Here is a 14,967-nt window from a genome sequence, read left to right on the forward strand (position 1 = left end):
CGCTGCCGTGGACGCCGTCGCCGAGCTCAGCGCAACCGCCTTCCGCCGGGTGATGGGGCTGTTCGCCACGGGCGTCACCGTCCTCGCCGTCGAGATCCCCGACGGCGTGCACGGCATGACGGCGAACGCGGTGGCTTCGGTCTCGCTGGATCCGATCCTGGTCCTGGTGTGCGTGGACCGGCGTGCCCGCACCCGCCAGTACCTGCAGACGGGGCGGCCCTTTTCCATCAACATCCTGCGGCAGGAGCAGGAACCGCTCTCGCGCTACTTCGCCGGGGCCTGGCGGTATGCCGGGGCGCCCGAGTTCCGCTTCCAGCGGTGGGCCCACGGGCCGCTGCTGGTCGGTGCCCTGGCCTCCGTGGGCTGCCGGGTCGAGCGGCTGGTGGAGGCGGGCGACCACACCATCGTGCTGGGAGCCGTGACGGGACTGCACCAGGGCGAGCCGGGCGATCCCCTGCTCTTCTTCGGCGGCCGCTACCGCCGCCTGATGCAGGCCGAGGCGTACGTCGGCGCGCCGGCCGACCCGTGGACTCACGAATCGGCCCGCATTCACTACGACCAGTCCTGACCACGATGGGCCACGAGCCGCCGCAGATCCTGCGCGCCGCGCACATCGAGTTCCGGGTCACGGACCTGGACCGGGCCGCCGAATTCTACGCCAGCCTCCTTGGATTCGTGGAGACGGCGCGGGACCCGACCCGGATCTACCTGCGTGGCTACGAGGAGTGGCTGCACCACAGCCTGGTGCTGCGCCGGGCTCCGTCGCCGGGGGTGGGGCACATCGCCTTCCGCGTGGCCGGTCCCGCCGATCTGGAGGCGCTCGTGGCGATCGCAGGGCGCGACGGTCTCCCGCATCGCTGGGTTGAGGACGAGGAGGCAGGGCAGGGGAGGGCGCTGCGGGTCCAGGACCCGGCGGGACTCCCGCTGGAGTTCTTCCATGAGATGCAGCCGGTGGAGCGGCTGCTGCAGCGCTACGACCTCTACCGCGGGCCCGGGGTGATGCGTCTGGACCACTTCAACTGCCAGGTGCCCGACGTCCCCACAACCGCCGCCTGGTATCAGCAGACGCTGGGTTTCCGCTGTTCGGAGCTCACCGAGACCGAGGACGACCCCCCGCGTCTGTGGGCCATCTGGCTGCACCGCAAGCAGAACGTGCACGACGTGGCGCTGATGACCGGTCGCGGTCCCCGGGTGCATCATGCCGGATTCTGGATGGCGGATCCGGCAGGGGTCCTGCGCGCCTGCGACGTGCTGGCGGCGGCGGGGCGGGTCCAGGCCATGGAGCGGGGGCCCGGGCGCCACGGGCTCAGCAACGCCTTCTTCCTCTACCTGCGCGACCCCGACGGCAACCGCATCGAGCTCTACACCGGCGATTACATGATTGCCGACCCCGACTGGCCGGCCATCCGCTGGAAGCTCGACGACCCGCGCCGGGCGACGCTGTGGGGTCACCCCGCGCCGCCTTCCTGGTTCGACGAAGCCGCGGCGGTGGAGTCCGTCATCGACGGGGCCCTTCAGCCAATACAGCCACCGACGCTGCCCGACCGTCCCGCTGCGGTGCGCTGACGCCGGAGCGGGAGGATTCATCCCATGGAGCGGATGCTGGAGGAGCTGTTGCGGGACCTGCTGGGGGCGGCCCCGGACGACCAGACCCTGCGTGCGGTTGAGGAGTGGCGGCGCGCCTGGCGCCGGGAGTGGGAGCGAGTGGAGGGCGTCCGGCTGGGAGAGGAGGACCTGCCCGCGCCCCTGTGGTGCTGGCCGCCGTGAGCGCCGACCTGGCCGCGCTGGCTTCGGCGGTCCGTGGCGGGCGCCTCTCGTCCGTCGACCTGGTGGAGCGTTGCCTGGAGCGGATCCGCGACACCGGGGAGCGCCTCCGGGCGTTCATCCATGTGGACGCGGAGGGCGCGCGGGAGGCGGCGCAGCAGCGGGACATGGAGGCGCGCCGCGGTCAGATCCGTGGCCCGCTGCACGGGATCCCCGTGGCGGTGAAGGACCTGTTCGACCAGGCCGGCCTGCCCACCACCGCCGGGGCGGCGATCCGTCGCGGGCACCGGGCTCAGACCACCGCCACGGCGGTGCACCGCCTGCTGGACGCCGGGGCGGTAGTCATCGGCAAGACCAACCTGCACGAGTTCGCCTTCGGGGTTACCTCGGTCAACCCGCACTTTGGCGCCGTGGCCAACCCCTGGGATCCCGAGCGCGTGGCCGGCGGGTCCAGCGGCGGGTCGGCGGCGGCGGTGGCGGCGGGGTGCTGCGCCGCCGCCCTGGGGACGGATACAGGAGGATCCATTCGCATCCCCGCGGCCCTGTGCGGTGTGGTGGGGCTGAAGCCCACCTTCGGCCGGGTCAGCCGGCACGGGGTGGTGCCACTGGCCTGGTCCTTCGACACCGTGGGCCCCATGGCCCGCAGCGTGGCCGACGCGGCCCTGCTCCTTGGCGTCCTGGCAGGTCCCGACCCCCAGGATCCCCTCACCGGAGGGAGCGCCCCCTGCGCGTCTCGGGTCCCGCCTGCTCCACCGTCCTTTCGCATCGGCCGCCTGCGCGGTCCGCTCTTCGACGAGGAGTTGGACGTTGAGGTAGGGACGGCACTGGAGCGGGCCTGCACCCTACTGGCCCGCGCCGGAGGCCGGGTCGAGGAGGTGGGTTTGGAGGAGGCGCTGGCCGGGCAGGCTGCGCAGACAACCATCCTCTTCGCCGAAGCCAGCGCCTACCACCGCCGCGCCTACCCGGGCCGACTGGCGGAGTACGGGCCGGACGTGCGTGAGCTGCTGGCCGCTGGTGCCACCATCCCCGCCACAGCTTACGTGGACGCGCAGCGGGTGCAGGGGATGGTGATCCGCCAGATCCGGCACCTGCTTACGGACTTCGACGCGCTGATCTGTGCCGCCGTCCCCGTGCAGGCTCCTCGCATCGAGGACGTGGACCCGACGCGGGGTGAGGGGTGGCGGCGCGCCCGGGCCCCCCTTTCCCGCCTCACCCGGCTCTTCAACCTCACCGGGCTCCCCGCGGTGGTCGTGCCGGTGGAGCAGTCCCGCAGCGGCCTGCCGCTGGGTGTGCAGCTGGCAGCGGCGCCGGGGGAGGAGGAGCGGTTGCTGGCGATCGCGGCGGTGCTGGAGGCCGCTACAGGCTGGTCCTTACCCATCCTGCCGTAGCTTCTACCCCCTCCGCGCCGCGGCGACGATCAGCTCGGCCGCAGCCGCGGGAAAGGGGGCACCCAGGACGTAGCAGCGCGCGCCGCGGAGCAGTCGGCTGAACCCGGCGAAGGCATCTTCCAGGCGGTGCGCGTAGCGCAGGGAGGAGTGCTGCTGCTCTCCCAGGTACATCAGGAGCTCCGCGCGGGAGAAAGGCGCCAGGCCTCCGCCATCCGGCCGCAGCAGCACGAACGCCTCCACCGGGACCTCACCCGCCGCCCGCGCCGCGGGGAGGTAGAAACGAACGCCGCCCTCCCGCGCGACCTCTGCGCCCCGGGGAAGAGCCCCGACCGCCTGGGCGGTCCAGGGTTTGATGGCCATGGGCAGCGCAAACGGCGCCGCCGCCCCCGTGGCCGGATCAAGCAGCGTGATCTCGTCGGTGAGGTAGGCCGCCCCGTGCCGGACCAGGATGGCCACCGTGGATGTCTTCCCCGCGCCACTTTCCCCGATGACGATCCAGGCCCGCCCGTCGACGGCCACTGCGCCGGCGTGGATGAAGAGCAGGTGGCGCAGCAGGGCCGCGCCGGTTGCGCCCACCTGCCCCAGCAGCAGAGGGAGCCACCCGGTCTGTGGCAGCGTGACCGACCACAGAACCTTGCCGTCCACGGTCCCCGTGGCCAGGCGGTCCTCCTCGGCCACGGTGACGTCCAGGGGAGGGAGGGGCTCCGCCGCGCACAGCGAGCTTAGGGCCGGGGCCAGAGCGGCGGCTATCCGGTCTGGCGCGGCGATGCGGATCTGCCAGCCGGGCAGGGTCAGGGTGTGTCGCGCGGGCATCACGGAGGCTCGACCCAGCGCAGGGCTGCGCGCCGCCAGCGGCCATCTTCCTCCCGGAGCAGGCCCGCGGCCGCCAGGCTCTGCAGCGATTCCGCAAGGTGCTCCTGCGGCCCGCCGAGGCTGGCGGTCACCTCCGCCGTCGTCCGTCCCTCGCAGGTCTCGAAGACCCGCCGGGTTGCCGGGTCCAGGAGGATAAGGCGCGCCTGCGCCACGTCCAGCAGGACGACCTCCCCGTCGAGCTCTGCGGCCAGGAAGGGCGCGCTCACGGCGCGGCGGCCGGGGTCACCCCGCGCAGGACTCCCAGGACGACCAGTCGGAAGGCGGCGCTGTAGGCCGGGGTGCAGGTGACCAGGGCGATGCCACGCTCCCCAAGCGGCGCCGAGAGCACTTCCACCCGCTCGGGGCGCACGACCTGCGACTCTACCACCGCATACCTGTAGCGGCGCCCCCCGTACTCCACCAAGATTACGTCCCCGCGGCGCAGGGTGTCCAGGCGGAAGAAGGGCGCTCCATAGGTGGTGCGGTGGCCGGCGATACCCAGGACCCCGGGGCGGTCGGGAAGCGGGGTCCAGGTGATCCGGCCGACCCCAAACCTGCGCAGGTGCTCGGGGGTCGCCCCTTCGGGGACGTAGCGCCGCAGTTCCAACCGGGGGATCGTCAGTACCATCCCCTGGGAGGCGGTACCGTCCGCCGCCGGCCGCCCGCCCTGCGCGGGTTCCCCGGTGGTTACCGCGCGCTCGCTCTGTGCAGACTCCCAGGCTGCCAGCGCCGCGGTCTGCGCCGGCCCCACCGCCACGGCTGTGTAAGCGATCCACCCAAAGGGAGCGAGCACCAGCAGCACGCCCGCGGCAATGCACAGGGTTCCTGCCATCCGCAGGGCCCTGCGGAAAGGCGGAGGCTCCTTGATACCGTAGACGATCACGACCTGGCGCCCGCGCGCCGCAGGACGATCCCCAGAGAGATCAGACCGACCCCGCCGGCAAACGGGATCCACAGGTTCGCCCCGCCGTAGGGCAATACTTCGACCGGGAGCAGCCTGGGGCGCACCGGACGCACGGCCTCAGCCAGCGGGCGGACGACCGGCCGGGCCGGGGGAGTGGCCACTGCCCTGGGGACGGCGGGCAGGACGACGGGGGTCACGCGAACCACTGGCGGCGCCGCTGGAGGCGGAACTGCCGGTGCGAGGGGCGTGGCCGGCGTGTGGGGTGTGACCACCGGCGTGGGCGGAGGGACGATGGCCTCAGGAGGCGGCGCCGGGGGAGCCACAAGCAGGGGTGCGGCGGCCAGGATGGGCAGGAGGATTCCGATGATCGGCAGGATAGGCAGCCACGGCGCGGGAGGCCCCGCCGGGGGAGGAGGGGGAGGAGGAATGGGAGAGACCACCTCCACCCCTGTGGCCAGGGGAATCGACGCGATCTTCACTCCCCGAGGCTGCAACCCTATCAGCCCCCGGCGGAAAGGGAATTCTTGCGCTCAATACCTTTCGCCAGAGAAGCCCCCCTCTTTGATAACACAGATATGGGATCAGGCGCCACGGACCAAAAGCAGTCTCCGAGCCGGTTATCCGGCCCGGAGACTGGAAGAATGCCGCCGGGACGTCCTGCTAGCGCATCAGGTTCAGCCGTTCCGACGGCGGTACCTCCAGCGGCCCGGTTGCCACCACCGCTGGAGCAGCCGGCTGGGACGGGGCCCGGGTCTGCTCTTCCTGAGGAGGTCCGGTCAACAGGGCTCCTCCCATCCCCAGGGCCAGCAGCAGCAGGCCGATCAGTCCTGCCGCCCCCGCCCCTCCACCGCCGGACGCAGGCGGTGCCGGAGCGGGGCCGGGTTCGGGGAGCGGCGAGGTGTTCTGCACGGATGTCGCCAGCGGGATAGAAGCGATCCTGATACCACCTGGCAATGCAGGCATAATCATACCCCTTTCTGCTGAGTTCGAGCCTAGCACCGGCTCCTCGAAGCCTACAATCTGTCGGAGGACAGAAAACGGGCGCGTGAACGACCGATCTTCCGAAGCGCCCATTTCGTCCGGAATGGCCGGCAGGAAACGACGCGCATGGCCCGGGAAGTACACGTAGCTGTGGTCGAAACCTGGAACCTCGGCAAGACCTTTCACCCGCCCCCGTGGCCCCTCTCTCTGGCAGGACGGATCGCCGCGCGCCCCGTGCGTGCGCTGGCCGGTATCTCCCTGCGCATCGAGCCGGGGGAGGTCTTCGGTCTGGTGGGACCCAACGGCGCCGGGAAGACCACGCTGCTCAAGCTCCTGGCGACGTTGCTGTTGCCCTCAGAGGGGGCCGCCCGGGTGGACGGCGCGGACCTGGTGAGCCAGGCGGGGATGGTACGGCGGCGGGTGGGGCTGGCCACCGGGGACGAGCGCACTTTCTACTGGAGGCTCACGGGGCGGGAGAACCTGGAATTCTTCTGTGGCCTGCGCGGGCAATCCCCGGCGGTGGCGCGTCGGCGGGCCGCGGAGGTCCTGGAACGCGTGGACCTGGTGGAGCAGGCGGACGAGACCGTAGGGCGGTACTCCACGGGGATGCGCCAGCGTCTGGCCATTGCCCGGGCCCTGCTGGACGATCCCCCGGTCCTGCTGCTGGACGAACCCACGCGCAGCCTTGACCCTGTGGCCGCCGCCCGCGTGCAGACCCTCATCCGCCGCCTCTCCCGCGAGGAGGGGCGCACCGTGCTGCTGGCCACGCACCAGCTGGGCGAGGCTGCCACTGCCTGCGACCGCATCGGCATCCTCGTGGCCGGGGCGCTGCGTGACGTGCTGGCGCCGCAGGCGGTGGGGGAGGATGGTCTGCGCCGGCGCTACCACGCCCTGGTGGAGGCTACGGATGAGCGTCCTCAATCAGTTGCGGGCCTTTCTTAGACGGGACTACCTCCTGGCCAGCTACTCCCGCCTCGCCCTGGCCTGGCAGGTCTTCACCGTCGTCCTGGTGGCGCCTACGCTGTACTACCTGGGACGGCTCATCCGGCCGGCTGCCTCGCCGCACCTGGCCCCCTACGGCGGAGACTACTTCGCCTTCGCCGTGCTGGGGGTAGCGCTCTTCGGGCTGCTGGCCGCGTCCATGGCCGCTGCGGCCGCAGCGATCCGTCAGGAGCAGATGATCGGCACCCTGGAGGTCCTGGTCGCTGCACCCATCTCATTGCTCACCCTGGCGGCGGGGCTCTCGCTGTGGAGCGTCCTGCTCGCCGCCGCGCAGACGCTCCTCTACCTGGTGCTGGGCGTGGTCGTCTTCGGAATCGACCTGGGCCGGGCCAATCTCGCCGCGGCCGGCATCGCCGTGATCCTGGCGGTGGCCACGTTCGCGGCCATGGGGCTGTTCGCGGCGGCCTTCGTCCTGGTTTACAGGCACGCCGATCCGTTCAGCAGCATCTTCGCCGGGCTTTCGGCCCTTCTGGGCGGGGTCTTCTACCCGCCAAGCGTCCTGCCCCCGGTGCTGCGGGTGCTGGCGGAGTTCGTCCCGCTGACGCATGCGCTGCGGGCAGTCCGCCTGGCCGTGCTGGAAGGGGCCGGGCTCGGTGCGCTGCGCCGTGAACTACTCGTGCTGCTCCTCTTTGCCGTGGTGCTCCTGCCGCTGGCGACGGTGGTCTTCCGCGGGGCGGTGCAGTACGCCAGGCGAGCGGGGACGCTGAGCGCCTACTGAGGGGACCCCCGGGGCGGTCAGTCCCCGAAGTTCTCCACCACCACCACGCCGTAGGGTCCGCCGTCGATCACCCCGATGCCCACCAGACGGTAATCCGGCAGCAGGATGTTCTCCCGGTGTGCCTCGCTGGTCATCAGGGCCTCATGCGCCTCCCGGATGGTGGCGGCGTAGGCGATGTTCTCACCGACCAGGCGCACGCGCACTCCCCGCCGCAACACTCGTTGCTGCGGCCCCAGGCCGCTGCGGTCCACGTGGGAGAGGTAGCCGAAGGCGACCATCTCCAGGCCGTGGGCGCGGGCCACGCTGCGGATGGTGGCGTGAGGCATGAGCGGGGCCAGCCCCGCGGCTGCACGCTCATTGTTGACCAGATTGAGCATGGTCACCTCGCGCTCCCAGCTGCTCTGCGCCGCCGTGGTGCGAAAGGGCAGGGGGTAGGTCGCCCACGCCGTGGGTGCTCCCAGCACCACCGGGTCCGGGGAGAGGATCGGGGCCGGGTTGATGAACGTGGCCGCGGCCGCCACCAGTACGAGGAGGGATACGGGTCGCCACATGCCAGCCTCCGGGGGAGCTCCGCACTCCGGACGCGGCCGGTGGAAGTGCCCGGCGCTTTCCGCCCCCTGGTGCAGGAGGGGTTGCCCGTTCGGAGATCCCTACCGGGAGTGTGTGCCCAGATCGTGGGTGGTCTAGTCGAGATGGCACAGTTGAGCAGGCAGGAGGCGGGGAGCGCGCGCCAAACATCTTCAGGGAATCCTGGGGCAAGGGTGAAATCAATGGCGGCGAACTGGCGAACGGCGGAACCTCTGGCGGACAAGGTGGCGCTGGTCACCGGTGCCTCGCGGGGCATCGGGCGCGCCACCGCCCTCCTGCTGGCCGAACGCGGCGCCCATGTGGGCGTCCACTATAAGAGCGCCGAGGCCCAGGCCCGGCAGGTGGCGGAGGCGATCGTTGCCATGGGCCGCCGGGCCGTCCTGGTGCAGGCCGACCTGGAGCGGCCCGAAGACGTGCGGCACATGTTCGACGTGGTGGGCGAGACGTTTGGCGGGCTGGACATCTTCGTGGCCAATGCCGCGTCCACCGCCTTCCGGCGCTTCGTCGACCTCAAGCCCCACCACTTGGCCCGGACCTACCAGATCACCGTCTTCTCCTTTGTTCAGGCGGCGCAGGAGGCGATGCGTCTGATGGCCGGACGCCGCGGTCGGATCGTCACCGTGTCCAGCTTCCCTACCCACCGCTACCTGCCCGACTACTCTCTGCTGGCCTCAGCTAAGGCCGCTCTGGAGTCGCTGACCGCCTATCTGGCGGTGGAGGCGGCGCCGCACGGCATCACGGTCAACGGTGTGAGCCCCGGCGTGGTGGTCACAGACTCGGCGGAGGTGTACGAGAGACGCCGGCACCCGGGGCTGCTGGACGCGGCGCTGCGGTACACGCCCAAGGGGCGACTGGGCCAGCCCGAGGATATCGCCCGCGTCATCGCCTTCCTGTGCTCCGACGACGCGGAGTGGATCGTCGGGCAGACCATTGTCGCAGACGGGGGGCTCACCCTGCCCAGTCCCTACTATCCACAGGTCGATTCCTCCCGGCCCGCGGCCGCAACATCATCCTCGGAGGAGCGTTCGTGAACACCCTTCCTAGCCGCGCTGGCTGAGCCAGGCGGCCGCGGCCTCGTCCAGAAACCAGCAGACCTGCGCCCAGCGCAGCAGGGAGGCCGGCACCGCTGCGGAGGGCTCGTCCTCCAGCGCGCGACGTACCGCCCGGGCCTTGTCACTGCCACTGGCGAGCACCAGTACCCGGGAGGCCAGCCGGATCACCTGGGGCGTGAAGGTGACCCGCCGCAGTGGCGGGTGGGGCGCAGTGGTGGCCACGACCAGACGGTGGTCGCCGAGCGCCGGATCGCCAGGGAAGAGTGAGGCCGTGTGCCCGTCGCGGCCGACCCCCAGGAGTACCAGGTCGAGCCGCGGCGGGTCGCCGAGCACCCGGCGCAGTTCCGCTTCGTAGTGGGCCGCGGCCTGCTGGGGGTCCACTTCGCCGCGGATGCGGTGGATGCGCGCCGCTGCAAGCGGAGCACGGGAGAGCCACACCTGCCAGGCCAGGCCGTAGTTGCTCTCCGCGTGGTCGGGCGGCACGGCCCGCTCGTCGCTCCAGAAGACCTCCATGCGGTCGTAGGGCAGCGCCCCTGCGCCGCCCTCGGCCAGCAGCGAATAGAGGTCCTGCGGCGTGCGCCCACCCGACAGCGCCAGGGCGAAGCGGCCGCAGGCCGCCACCGCCCTAACCGCCAGGCTGCGGATAGAGCGGACGGCCTCCTCGACCAGGGCGCGGGGTGTGGGGAAGATGCGGACGGCCGGCGCCGCCCTCATCCCTGCTCCAGGATGGCGCCAGGCCGCCGCGACTCCTCGTCGACGGCTACAGTTGCCGCCACCGCCGCCCGTCCCGCTCGATGAGGGCGCGCGCCGCCGGCGGGCCCCACGTGCCCGCTTCGTAGTTGGGGAAGTCGGCCGGGGGGTGGGCCGCCCACGCGTCCAGGATGGGCATCACCAGCGCCCAGGCCTTCTCCACCTCATCGTGGCGGGCGAACAGCGTCCGGTCACCGATCATCGCGTCCAGCAGCAGCCGCTCGTAGGCGGTGGGCTCCTCCACGCCGAAGGAGGTCCCGTAGTCGAACTGCATGTTCACCGGCTGGATGCGGGTGGCCTGTCCCGGGACCTTGGCGGCGAAACGCAACGCGATCCCCTCATCGGGCTGAATGTTCAGCGCCAGCATGTTGGGCTGCGTGGCCTCCACGCCTGCCTGGTGGAAGAGGATGAGCGGCGGCAGCTTGAACTGGATGGCGATTTCCGTCACCCGCTTGGGCAGCCGCTTGCCGCTGCGCAGGTAGAAGGGGACCCCCGCCCAGCGCCAGTTGTCGATCTCGAAGCGCACGGCCACGTAGGTGGGGGTGACCGAGTCCGCGGCCACGCGCTCCTCCTCCCGGTAGCCCGGCACTTCCCGCCCCTCCACCATGCCGCGGCCGTACTGTCCGCGCACCGCCAGGCGCTCCACCTCCCCGGGGTCAAATGGGCGGATGGCATGCAGGATCTTCACCTTCTCGTTGCGCACCGCGTCCGCCTCGATCAGCGCCGGCGGCTCCATGGCCACCAGGGTCAGCAGCTGCAGCAGGTGATTCTGCAGGATATCCCGCACCACGCCGGCTTCCTCGTAGTACCCCCCGCGGCCGCCGATCCCTACCGACTCCGCCACGGTGATCTGCACGTGGTCCACGTACTGCCGGGTCCAGATAGGCTCGAAGATGGTGTTGGCGAACCGGAAGATCATCAGGTTCTGGACCGTCTCCTTGCCCAGGAAGTGGTCGATGCGGTAGATCTCCGTCTCATCGAAGACCTGGTGCACCCTGGCGTTGAGGGCGCGCGCCGTCTCCAGGTCGGAGCCAAAGGGTTTCTCGATAATGATGCGCCGCCACCCGGCGGCCTCGCTCTGCCACCGGCCGCGCCCCCCCAGCCCCGCCTCATCCAGCCGCTCGACGATGGTCGCGTAGGCGCTGGGCGGCGTCGCCAGGTAGTAGAGGCGGTTGCCGCCCAGGCCCAGGCGGCCGTCCAGATCGGCCAGGAGGACGCCCAGGTGCCCGTATCCCTGCGGGTCGTCGTAGTCGCTCTGGATGTAGTGGATGCTCCCGGCAAACGCCTGCCAGGCGGCGGGGTCGTAGCGGACCTCCGTGCTTTCCCGCACCGCCTCCCGCACCTGCTCCCGGAAGGACTCGCTGGTGAAGGGGCGCCGGGCGAAGGCTACTACGGCGAAGGACGCGGGCAGCAGCCCCTTGCGCGCCAGGTTGTACAGGTCGGGGATGAGGCGGTTGCGCGCCAGGTCCCCCGTGGCCCCGAAGATGACGACGGCGCAGGGCTGGGGTGTCCGCCCCACCCACAGACTCTCGCGCAGCCGGTCGACCAGCGCCTCCGCTCCGGTCCGCCCGGCCAGCCCGCCCTCCACGCCGCCTATCCCTCCCGCACGGGGTGTCCGCCGAACTGCTGGCGCAGCGCGGCGACGACCCGGGCGGTGAAGGAGTCGTCCTGGCGGGAGCGGAAGCGGGTCTGCAGGGCCAGGGTGATCACCGGCAGGGGGACGGCCTTCTCGATGGCCTCCTGCACCGCCCAGCGGCCCTCTCCGGAATCCTCCACGTAGCCGCGGACGCGCTCCAGCTGCGGGTCGGCGGCCAGTGCCCGCTGCACCAGTTCCATCAACCAGGAGCGCACCACGCTGCCGTGGTTCCACAGGTCGGCGATGCGCGGCAGGTCCAGCCGGAACCCGGAGGCCGCCAGCAGCTCGAAACCTTCGCCGATGGCCTGCAGCATGCCGTATTCGATGGCGTTGTGCACCATCTTCACGAAGTGCCCCGCCCCCGAGGGGCCTACCAGCGCGTACCCGTCCTCGGGGGCCAGCGTGCGGAAAACGGGCTCCAGGCGGCGGAAGGGTTCCTCCTCACCGCCGACCATGAGGCAGTATCCAACCTGCAGCCCCCAGATGCCGCCGGAGACTCCGGCGTCCAGCAAGTGGATGCCCTGGGCGGCCAGCTCCGCGGCGCGCCGCTGGGAGTCGCGGTAGTGGGCGTTGGCTCCGTCCACGACGATGTCGCCCCGGGCCAGCAGGGGGGTCAGGGTGTCCAGCATCCTTGTGGTCGGGTCTCCCGCCGGCAGCATCATCCACACGGCGCGCGGGCTGCCCAGGCGCTCCACCAGTTCGGTCAACGAGCGGGTGCCCACCGCACCTTCCCGCTGCGCCTCCTCCACAGGGAGCGGGCTGCGGTTGAAGGCGACAACACGGTGCCCGCCGCGGAGCAGCCGGCGGGTCATGTTCAGGCCCATCCGCCCCAGCCCCACCATACCGATCTCCACACCACTCACCCCCAGCGGCCCTGCACTGGCCAAACATACCCTTAGTGTACCCGGCCCTTCTGACGGCGCAATTGGTCATTAGTCCTGGCCGGGAGCTGGGCAGGGAAGTCACAAATACATCCTCCGCCCGATAGACAGGGACACGTGCGCGGGGTAAATGGAACTAAAGAGGTCTCTTTTATCCCCATGCAGCTGACACGCGAGGCGGACTATGCCATCCGGACGCTGGTGGAGCTGGCCTCCAGGCCCCAGGGGGAGATTGTTCCCCTGCGCCGCATCGCCTCCCGGCAGCTTGTCCCCCTGGCCTACCTGAAGAAGATCGTCCGCCGCCTCACCGCCGCCGGCGCCGTGAGCACGTTGCGAGGACGCGGGGGCGGGATTCAGCTTGAGCCCTCCGCCGCCACGCTCACCCTCTACCGGGTCATCAGCATCATCGAGGGTCGTCTGGCCCTCAACCGCTGCCTGGTCCGTCGGGGCGCCTGCCCGCTGGAGCGGACGTGCCCGGCCCATCCGGTGTGGCGGCACGTGCAGGATGTCCTGATCCGGGAGCTGGAGGCCGTGACGCTGGCGGATCTGGTGGCGTCACGCCGCAAGCGGCGCCTCCGCCAATCCGGGCCCCGCAGGCCAGCACCTCCGGCGCGACCGCAAGGGGCGGGCCGCGGCCCGGCGGGCGGGGATGTCGGAGCGGTTCGCGGATGACCGGACACCTGCGCAATGCCGCCATCCTCTGGCTCCTCCTCACGGTCCTGGGGGAGGTGGTGGCGCTTCGCGCCCGGATCTACCCGCCAGCGGCGGCGGAGGAGGCCCAGGTGGTGGACGGCGCCTTTCGCCTGCTGCTGCTGCTGGCTGTGCCGGTGTTCACCTTCGTCCTGGCTGCCCTGCTGTACAGCGTCGCCCGCTTCCGCGTCCGCGGCGAGCCGCGGGGCGACGGGCCGCCGCTGCACGGGCGGGGGGCAGTCCCCTGGGTGTGGCTGGCCGTCACTACCGCTTTGGCCGTCTACGTCATCTTCAACCCCGGACTGCGCGGCCTGGCCGAGCTGCGGGCCAACCCCACGGCCGACCTGGTGGTGCGGGTGGAGGGGACGCGCTGGCTCTGGAGGATCTCCTATCCCCAGTACGGCCGCACCGCGCGGGAGGTAGTCCTGCCGCTGGGGAGGCGCGTGCGCTTCGACGTCACCGCCACCGACGTGGTGCACTCTTTCTGGATCCCCGCCTTCCGCATGAAGATCGACGCGGTCCCCGGCATGACCACCCGCGTCTTCGTCACCCCCACGGCCGTGGGCTCGTTCCAGGACAACGTCCACTTCCGGCTGCAGTGCGCGGAGCTGTGCGGCCTGGGACATTACCTGATGCGCAGCCCGGTGCGGGTCGTGGACCCGCAAGAGTTCGAGGCGTGGGTGGCTGAGGCGAAGGCACGATGAAGCGCGAGGGGGTCAGGCAGTGATGCCACTGCTGAAGGGGCTGGGCCTTGGGGCGGTGGGGTTCCTGCTGGGCGGGGGCGCCACCGTAGGGGCGGCCGCGCTCCTGGGCCGCCCGGCACCACCGGTGGAGGCGGCGATCACCATCGGCTACCTTGTCGGCCTGGCCGGCTGGCTGCTGGGCGTGGGGGTGTGGGACTACTGGGCCCGCGGCTGGTTCGGCCTGCCCCTGCGCCGGGAGGAAGTCCGGGGCTGGCGGCGCTACTTCCACTTCACCACCGACCACAAGGTCATCGGCCTGCAGTACCTGGTGACCTTCGTCGTGCTCTTCCTGCTGGCCGGCCTCTTCGCCATGCTCATGCGCATCGAGCTGGCCGCTCCCGGGCAGACCATCATGACGGCGGGGCGGTTCACGCACCTGATGAGCATGCACGGGATCATCATGATCGCCGTAGCCGTGGCCACCATCATCGGCGGCCTGGGCAACTTCGCCGTGCCCCTGCTAATCGGCGCCGAAGACATGGCCTTCCCCCGCATCAATGCCCTCAGCTACTGGCTGGTCCCTCCCGTGGCCCTACTGCTGGTGGCCACGTTCCTGACCGGCGGGTTCGACACCGGTTGGACGGCCTACCCGCCGCTCAGCGAGGTGAACGCCACCGGTCAGGTCCTGTTCAACCTGGCGGTGATTACCTTCGGCTTCTCCTCCATCCTGGGCGGCCTGAACTTCCTGGTGACGGTGGGCCGCCTGCGGACACCGGGGATGACCTGGGGCCGGCTGCCCGTCTTCGTCTGGTCGGTCTTCGCCGCGTCACTGATCAGCCTCACCGCTACCCAGTTCCTGGCCGCTGGACTGTTGATGATCCTGCTGGACCGCATCGCGGGCATGGCCTTCTTCTCCGCGGCCCGGGGCGGTGCCCCGCTGCTTTACCAGCACGTCTTCTGGTTCTACTCCCATCCCGCGGTGTACATCATGATCCTCCCCGCCTTCGGGGTGGCGCTGGAGGTGCTGACCCACTTCTCGCGCAAGCCGCTGTATGCCTACCGCTGGGTGGTCGGGGGC

General features: G+C 71.0%; 19 protein-coding genes. 10 read left to right on the plus strand and 9 right to left on the minus strand.

Features of this window, described 5'->3' with window-relative positions; translation table 11 throughout:
• The first annotated feature begins 7 nt into the window (after positions 1 to 7).
• From QN152_08040 to QN152_08055, 4 genes are read left to right on the plus strand one after another with little or no spacing between them, the layout of a single operon-like run.
• Positions 8 to 568, plus strand: a complete 561-nt coding sequence (locus QN152_08040) for a flavin reductase family protein (GenBank protein ID MDR7539464.1) — start codon at positions 8 to 10, stop codon at positions 566 to 568.
• A 5-nt stretch (positions 569 to 573) separates the two neighbouring features.
• Positions 574 to 1,566, plus strand: coding sequence for a 3,4-dihydroxyphenylacetate 2,3-dioxygenase (hpaD, locus tag QN152_08045; protein MDR7539465.1), 993 nt, complete (start codon positions 574 to 576; stop codon positions 1,564 to 1,566).
• 24 nt (positions 1,567 to 1,590) lie between these two features.
• Entirely contained in the window at positions 1,591 to 1,767 is a 177-nt protein-coding gene (locus tag QN152_08050) for a hypothetical protein (protein ID MDR7539466.1), read from the plus strand.
• Positions 1,749 to 3,152: an amidase gene (locus tag QN152_08055; GenBank protein ID MDR7539467.1), complete on the plus strand. Its 1,404-nt coding sequence runs from the start codon at positions 1,749 to 1,751 to the stop codon at positions 3,150 to 3,152. The genes QN152_08050 and QN152_08055 overlap by 19 nt, the downstream gene beginning before the upstream one ends.
• A 3-nt stretch (positions 3,153 to 3,155) precedes the next feature.
• On the opposite strand, the gene QN152_08060 is transcribed toward QN152_08055, so the two are convergent.
• From QN152_08060 to QN152_08080, 5 genes are all read right to left on the minus strand, one after another.
• A complete protein-coding gene (locus QN152_08060) occupies positions 3,156 to 3,965 on the minus strand; it encodes a hypothetical protein (GenBank protein ID MDR7539468.1) in 810 nt (269 codons plus the stop codon).
• Complete coding sequence (locus QN152_08065; GenBank protein ID MDR7539469.1) at positions 3,965 to 4,231, minus strand: hypothetical protein; 267 nt, start codon at positions 4,229 to 4,231, stop codon at positions 3,965 to 3,967. Before QN152_08065 ends, QN152_08060 begins: the two co-directional genes overlap by 1 nt.
• Positions 4,228 to 4,836 (minus strand): class E sortase, encoded by a 609-nt coding sequence (locus QN152_08070; GenBank protein MDR7539470.1) that lies wholly within the window; start codon positions 4,834 to 4,836, stop codon positions 4,228 to 4,230. The genes QN152_08065 and QN152_08070 overlap by 4 nt, the downstream gene beginning before the upstream one ends.
• A 47-nt stretch (positions 4,837 to 4,883) precedes the next feature.
• Positions 4,884 to 5,387, minus strand: a complete 504-nt coding sequence (locus QN152_08075) for a hypothetical protein (protein MDR7539471.1) — start codon at positions 5,385 to 5,387, stop codon at positions 4,884 to 4,886.
• Positions 5,388 to 5,568: 181 nt separating this feature from the next.
• The gene (locus QN152_08080) at positions 5,569 to 5,817 is read right to left on the minus strand and encodes a hypothetical protein (protein ID MDR7539472.1); all 249 of its coding nucleotides are present in this window, start codon (positions 5,815 to 5,817) and stop codon (positions 5,569 to 5,571) included.
• 198 nt (positions 5,818 to 6,015) lie between these two features.
• On the opposite strand from QN152_08080, the gene QN152_08085 reads away from it, so the two are divergent.
• Positions 6,016 to 6,831 (plus strand): ABC transporter ATP-binding protein, encoded by an 816-nt coding sequence (locus QN152_08085; protein ID MDR7539473.1) that lies wholly within the window; start codon positions 6,016 to 6,018, stop codon positions 6,829 to 6,831.
• Positions 6,797 to 7,609, plus strand: a complete 813-nt coding sequence (locus QN152_08090) for an ABC transporter permease (GenBank protein ID MDR7539474.1) — start codon at positions 6,797 to 6,799, stop codon at positions 7,607 to 7,609. The genes QN152_08085 and QN152_08090 overlap by 35 nt, the downstream gene beginning before the upstream one ends.
• Before the next feature lie 17 nt (positions 7,610 to 7,626).
• On the opposite strand, the gene QN152_08095 is transcribed toward QN152_08090, so the two are convergent.
• Entirely contained in the window at positions 7,627 to 8,160 is a 534-nt protein-coding gene (locus QN152_08095) for a CAP domain-containing protein (protein ID MDR7539475.1), read from the minus strand.
• A gap of 219 nt (positions 8,161 to 8,379) precedes the next feature.
• Here QN152_08095 and QN152_08100 point away from each other — a divergent pair, with 219 nt between their 5' ends.
• Positions 8,380 to 9,228 carry an SDR family oxidoreductase gene (locus QN152_08100; GenBank protein MDR7539476.1) on the plus strand — a complete coding sequence of 283 codons (849 nt, stop codon included), beginning with the start codon at positions 8,380 to 8,382 and terminating at the stop codon, positions 9,226 to 9,228.
• A gap of 9 nt (positions 9,229 to 9,237) precedes the next feature.
• Here QN152_08100 and pgl read toward each other — a convergent pair whose 3' ends face one another.
• The 3 genes from pgl to gnd are packed head-to-tail and all read right to left on the minus strand — an operon-like array spanning position 9,238 to position 12,489.
• On the minus strand, positions 9,238 to 9,963 hold the full coding sequence (gene pgl / locus QN152_08105; GenBank protein ID MDR7539477.1) for a 6-phosphogluconolactonase: 726 nt from the start codon (positions 9,961 to 9,963) through the stop codon (positions 9,238 to 9,240).
• 46 nt (positions 9,964 to 10,009) lie between these two features.
• The gene (gene zwf, locus QN152_08110) at positions 10,010 to 11,587 is read right to left on the minus strand and encodes a glucose-6-phosphate dehydrogenase (GenBank protein MDR7539478.1); all 1,578 of its coding nucleotides are present in this window, start codon (positions 11,585 to 11,587) and stop codon (positions 10,010 to 10,012) included.
• A 5-nt stretch (positions 11,588 to 11,592) separates the two neighbouring features.
• A complete protein-coding gene (gnd, locus tag QN152_08115; protein MDR7539479.1) occupies positions 11,593 to 12,489 on the minus strand; it encodes a decarboxylating 6-phosphogluconate dehydrogenase in 897 nt (298 codons plus the stop codon).
• Positions 12,490 to 12,675: 186 nt separating this feature from the next.
• Here gnd and QN152_08120 point away from each other — a divergent pair, with 186 nt between their 5' ends.
• From QN152_08120 to QN152_08130, 3 genes are all read left to right on the plus strand, one after another.
• On the plus strand, positions 12,676 to 13,188 hold the full coding sequence (locus QN152_08120; protein ID MDR7539480.1) for an Rrf2 family transcriptional regulator: 513 nt from the start codon (positions 12,676 to 12,678) through the stop codon (positions 13,186 to 13,188).
• Positions 13,185 to 13,910 carry a cytochrome c oxidase subunit II gene (gene coxB, locus QN152_08125; protein ID MDR7539481.1) on the plus strand — a complete coding sequence of 242 codons (726 nt, stop codon included), beginning with the start codon at positions 13,185 to 13,187 and terminating at the stop codon, positions 13,908 to 13,910. The genes QN152_08120 and coxB overlap by 4 nt, the downstream gene beginning before the upstream one ends.
• A gap of 22 nt (positions 13,911 to 13,932) precedes the next feature.
• Positions 13,933 to 14,967 (plus strand): cbb3-type cytochrome c oxidase subunit I (locus QN152_08130; protein MDR7539482.1); only part of this gene is annotated, 1,035 nt, incomplete at its 3' end.

It is taken from the genome of Armatimonadota bacterium, from assembly GCA_031459715.1.
Taxonomy (GTDB): Bacteria; Sysuimicrobiota; Sysuimicrobiia; order Sysuimicrobiales; family Humicultoraceae; genus Humicultor; species Humicultor tengchongensis.

What these genes read in the sequence shown, in the direction of transcription:
- QN152_08100 (MDR7539476.1), top strand. Translation starts at nt 8,380, where the DNA reads ATGGCGGCGAACTGGCGAACGGCGGAACCTCTGGCGGACAAGGTGGCG.
- coxB (MDR7539481.1), top strand. Translation starts at nt 13,185, where the DNA reads ATGACCGGACACCTGCGCAATGCCGCCATCCTCTGGCTCCTCCTCACG.
- QN152_08085 (MDR7539473.1), top strand. Translation starts at nt 6,016, where the DNA reads ATGGCCCGGGAAGTACACGTAGCTGTGGTCGAAACCTGGAACCTCGGC.
- QN152_08120 (MDR7539480.1), top strand. Translation starts at nt 12,676, where the DNA reads ATGCAGCTGACACGCGAGGCGGACTATGCCATCCGGACGCTGGTGGAG.
- QN152_08070 (MDR7539470.1), bottom strand. Translation starts at nt 4,836, where the DNA reads ATGGCAGGAACCCTGTGCATTGCCGCGGGCGTGCTGCTGGTGCTCGCT.
- hpaD (MDR7539465.1), top strand. Translation starts at nt 574, where the DNA reads ATGGGCCACGAGCCGCCGCAGATCCTGCGCGCCGCGCACATCGAGTTC.
- QN152_08060 (MDR7539468.1), bottom strand. Translation starts at nt 3,965, where the DNA reads ATGCCCGCGCGACACACCCTGACCCTGCCCGGCTGGCAGATCCGCATC.
- pgl (MDR7539477.1), bottom strand. Translation starts at nt 9,963, where the DNA reads ATGAGGGCGGCGCCGGCCGTCCGCATCTTCCCCACACCCCGCGCCCTG.
- QN152_08050 (MDR7539466.1), top strand. Translation starts at nt 1,591, where the DNA reads ATGGAGCGGATGCTGGAGGAGCTGTTGCGGGACCTGCTGGGGGCGGCC.
- QN152_08095 (MDR7539475.1), bottom strand. Translation starts at nt 8,160, where the DNA reads ATGTGGCGACCCGTATCCCTCCTCGTACTGGTGGCGGCCGCGGCCACG.
- QN152_08090 (MDR7539474.1), top strand. Translation starts at nt 6,797, where the DNA reads ATGAGCGTCCTCAATCAGTTGCGGGCCTTTCTTAGACGGGACTACCTC.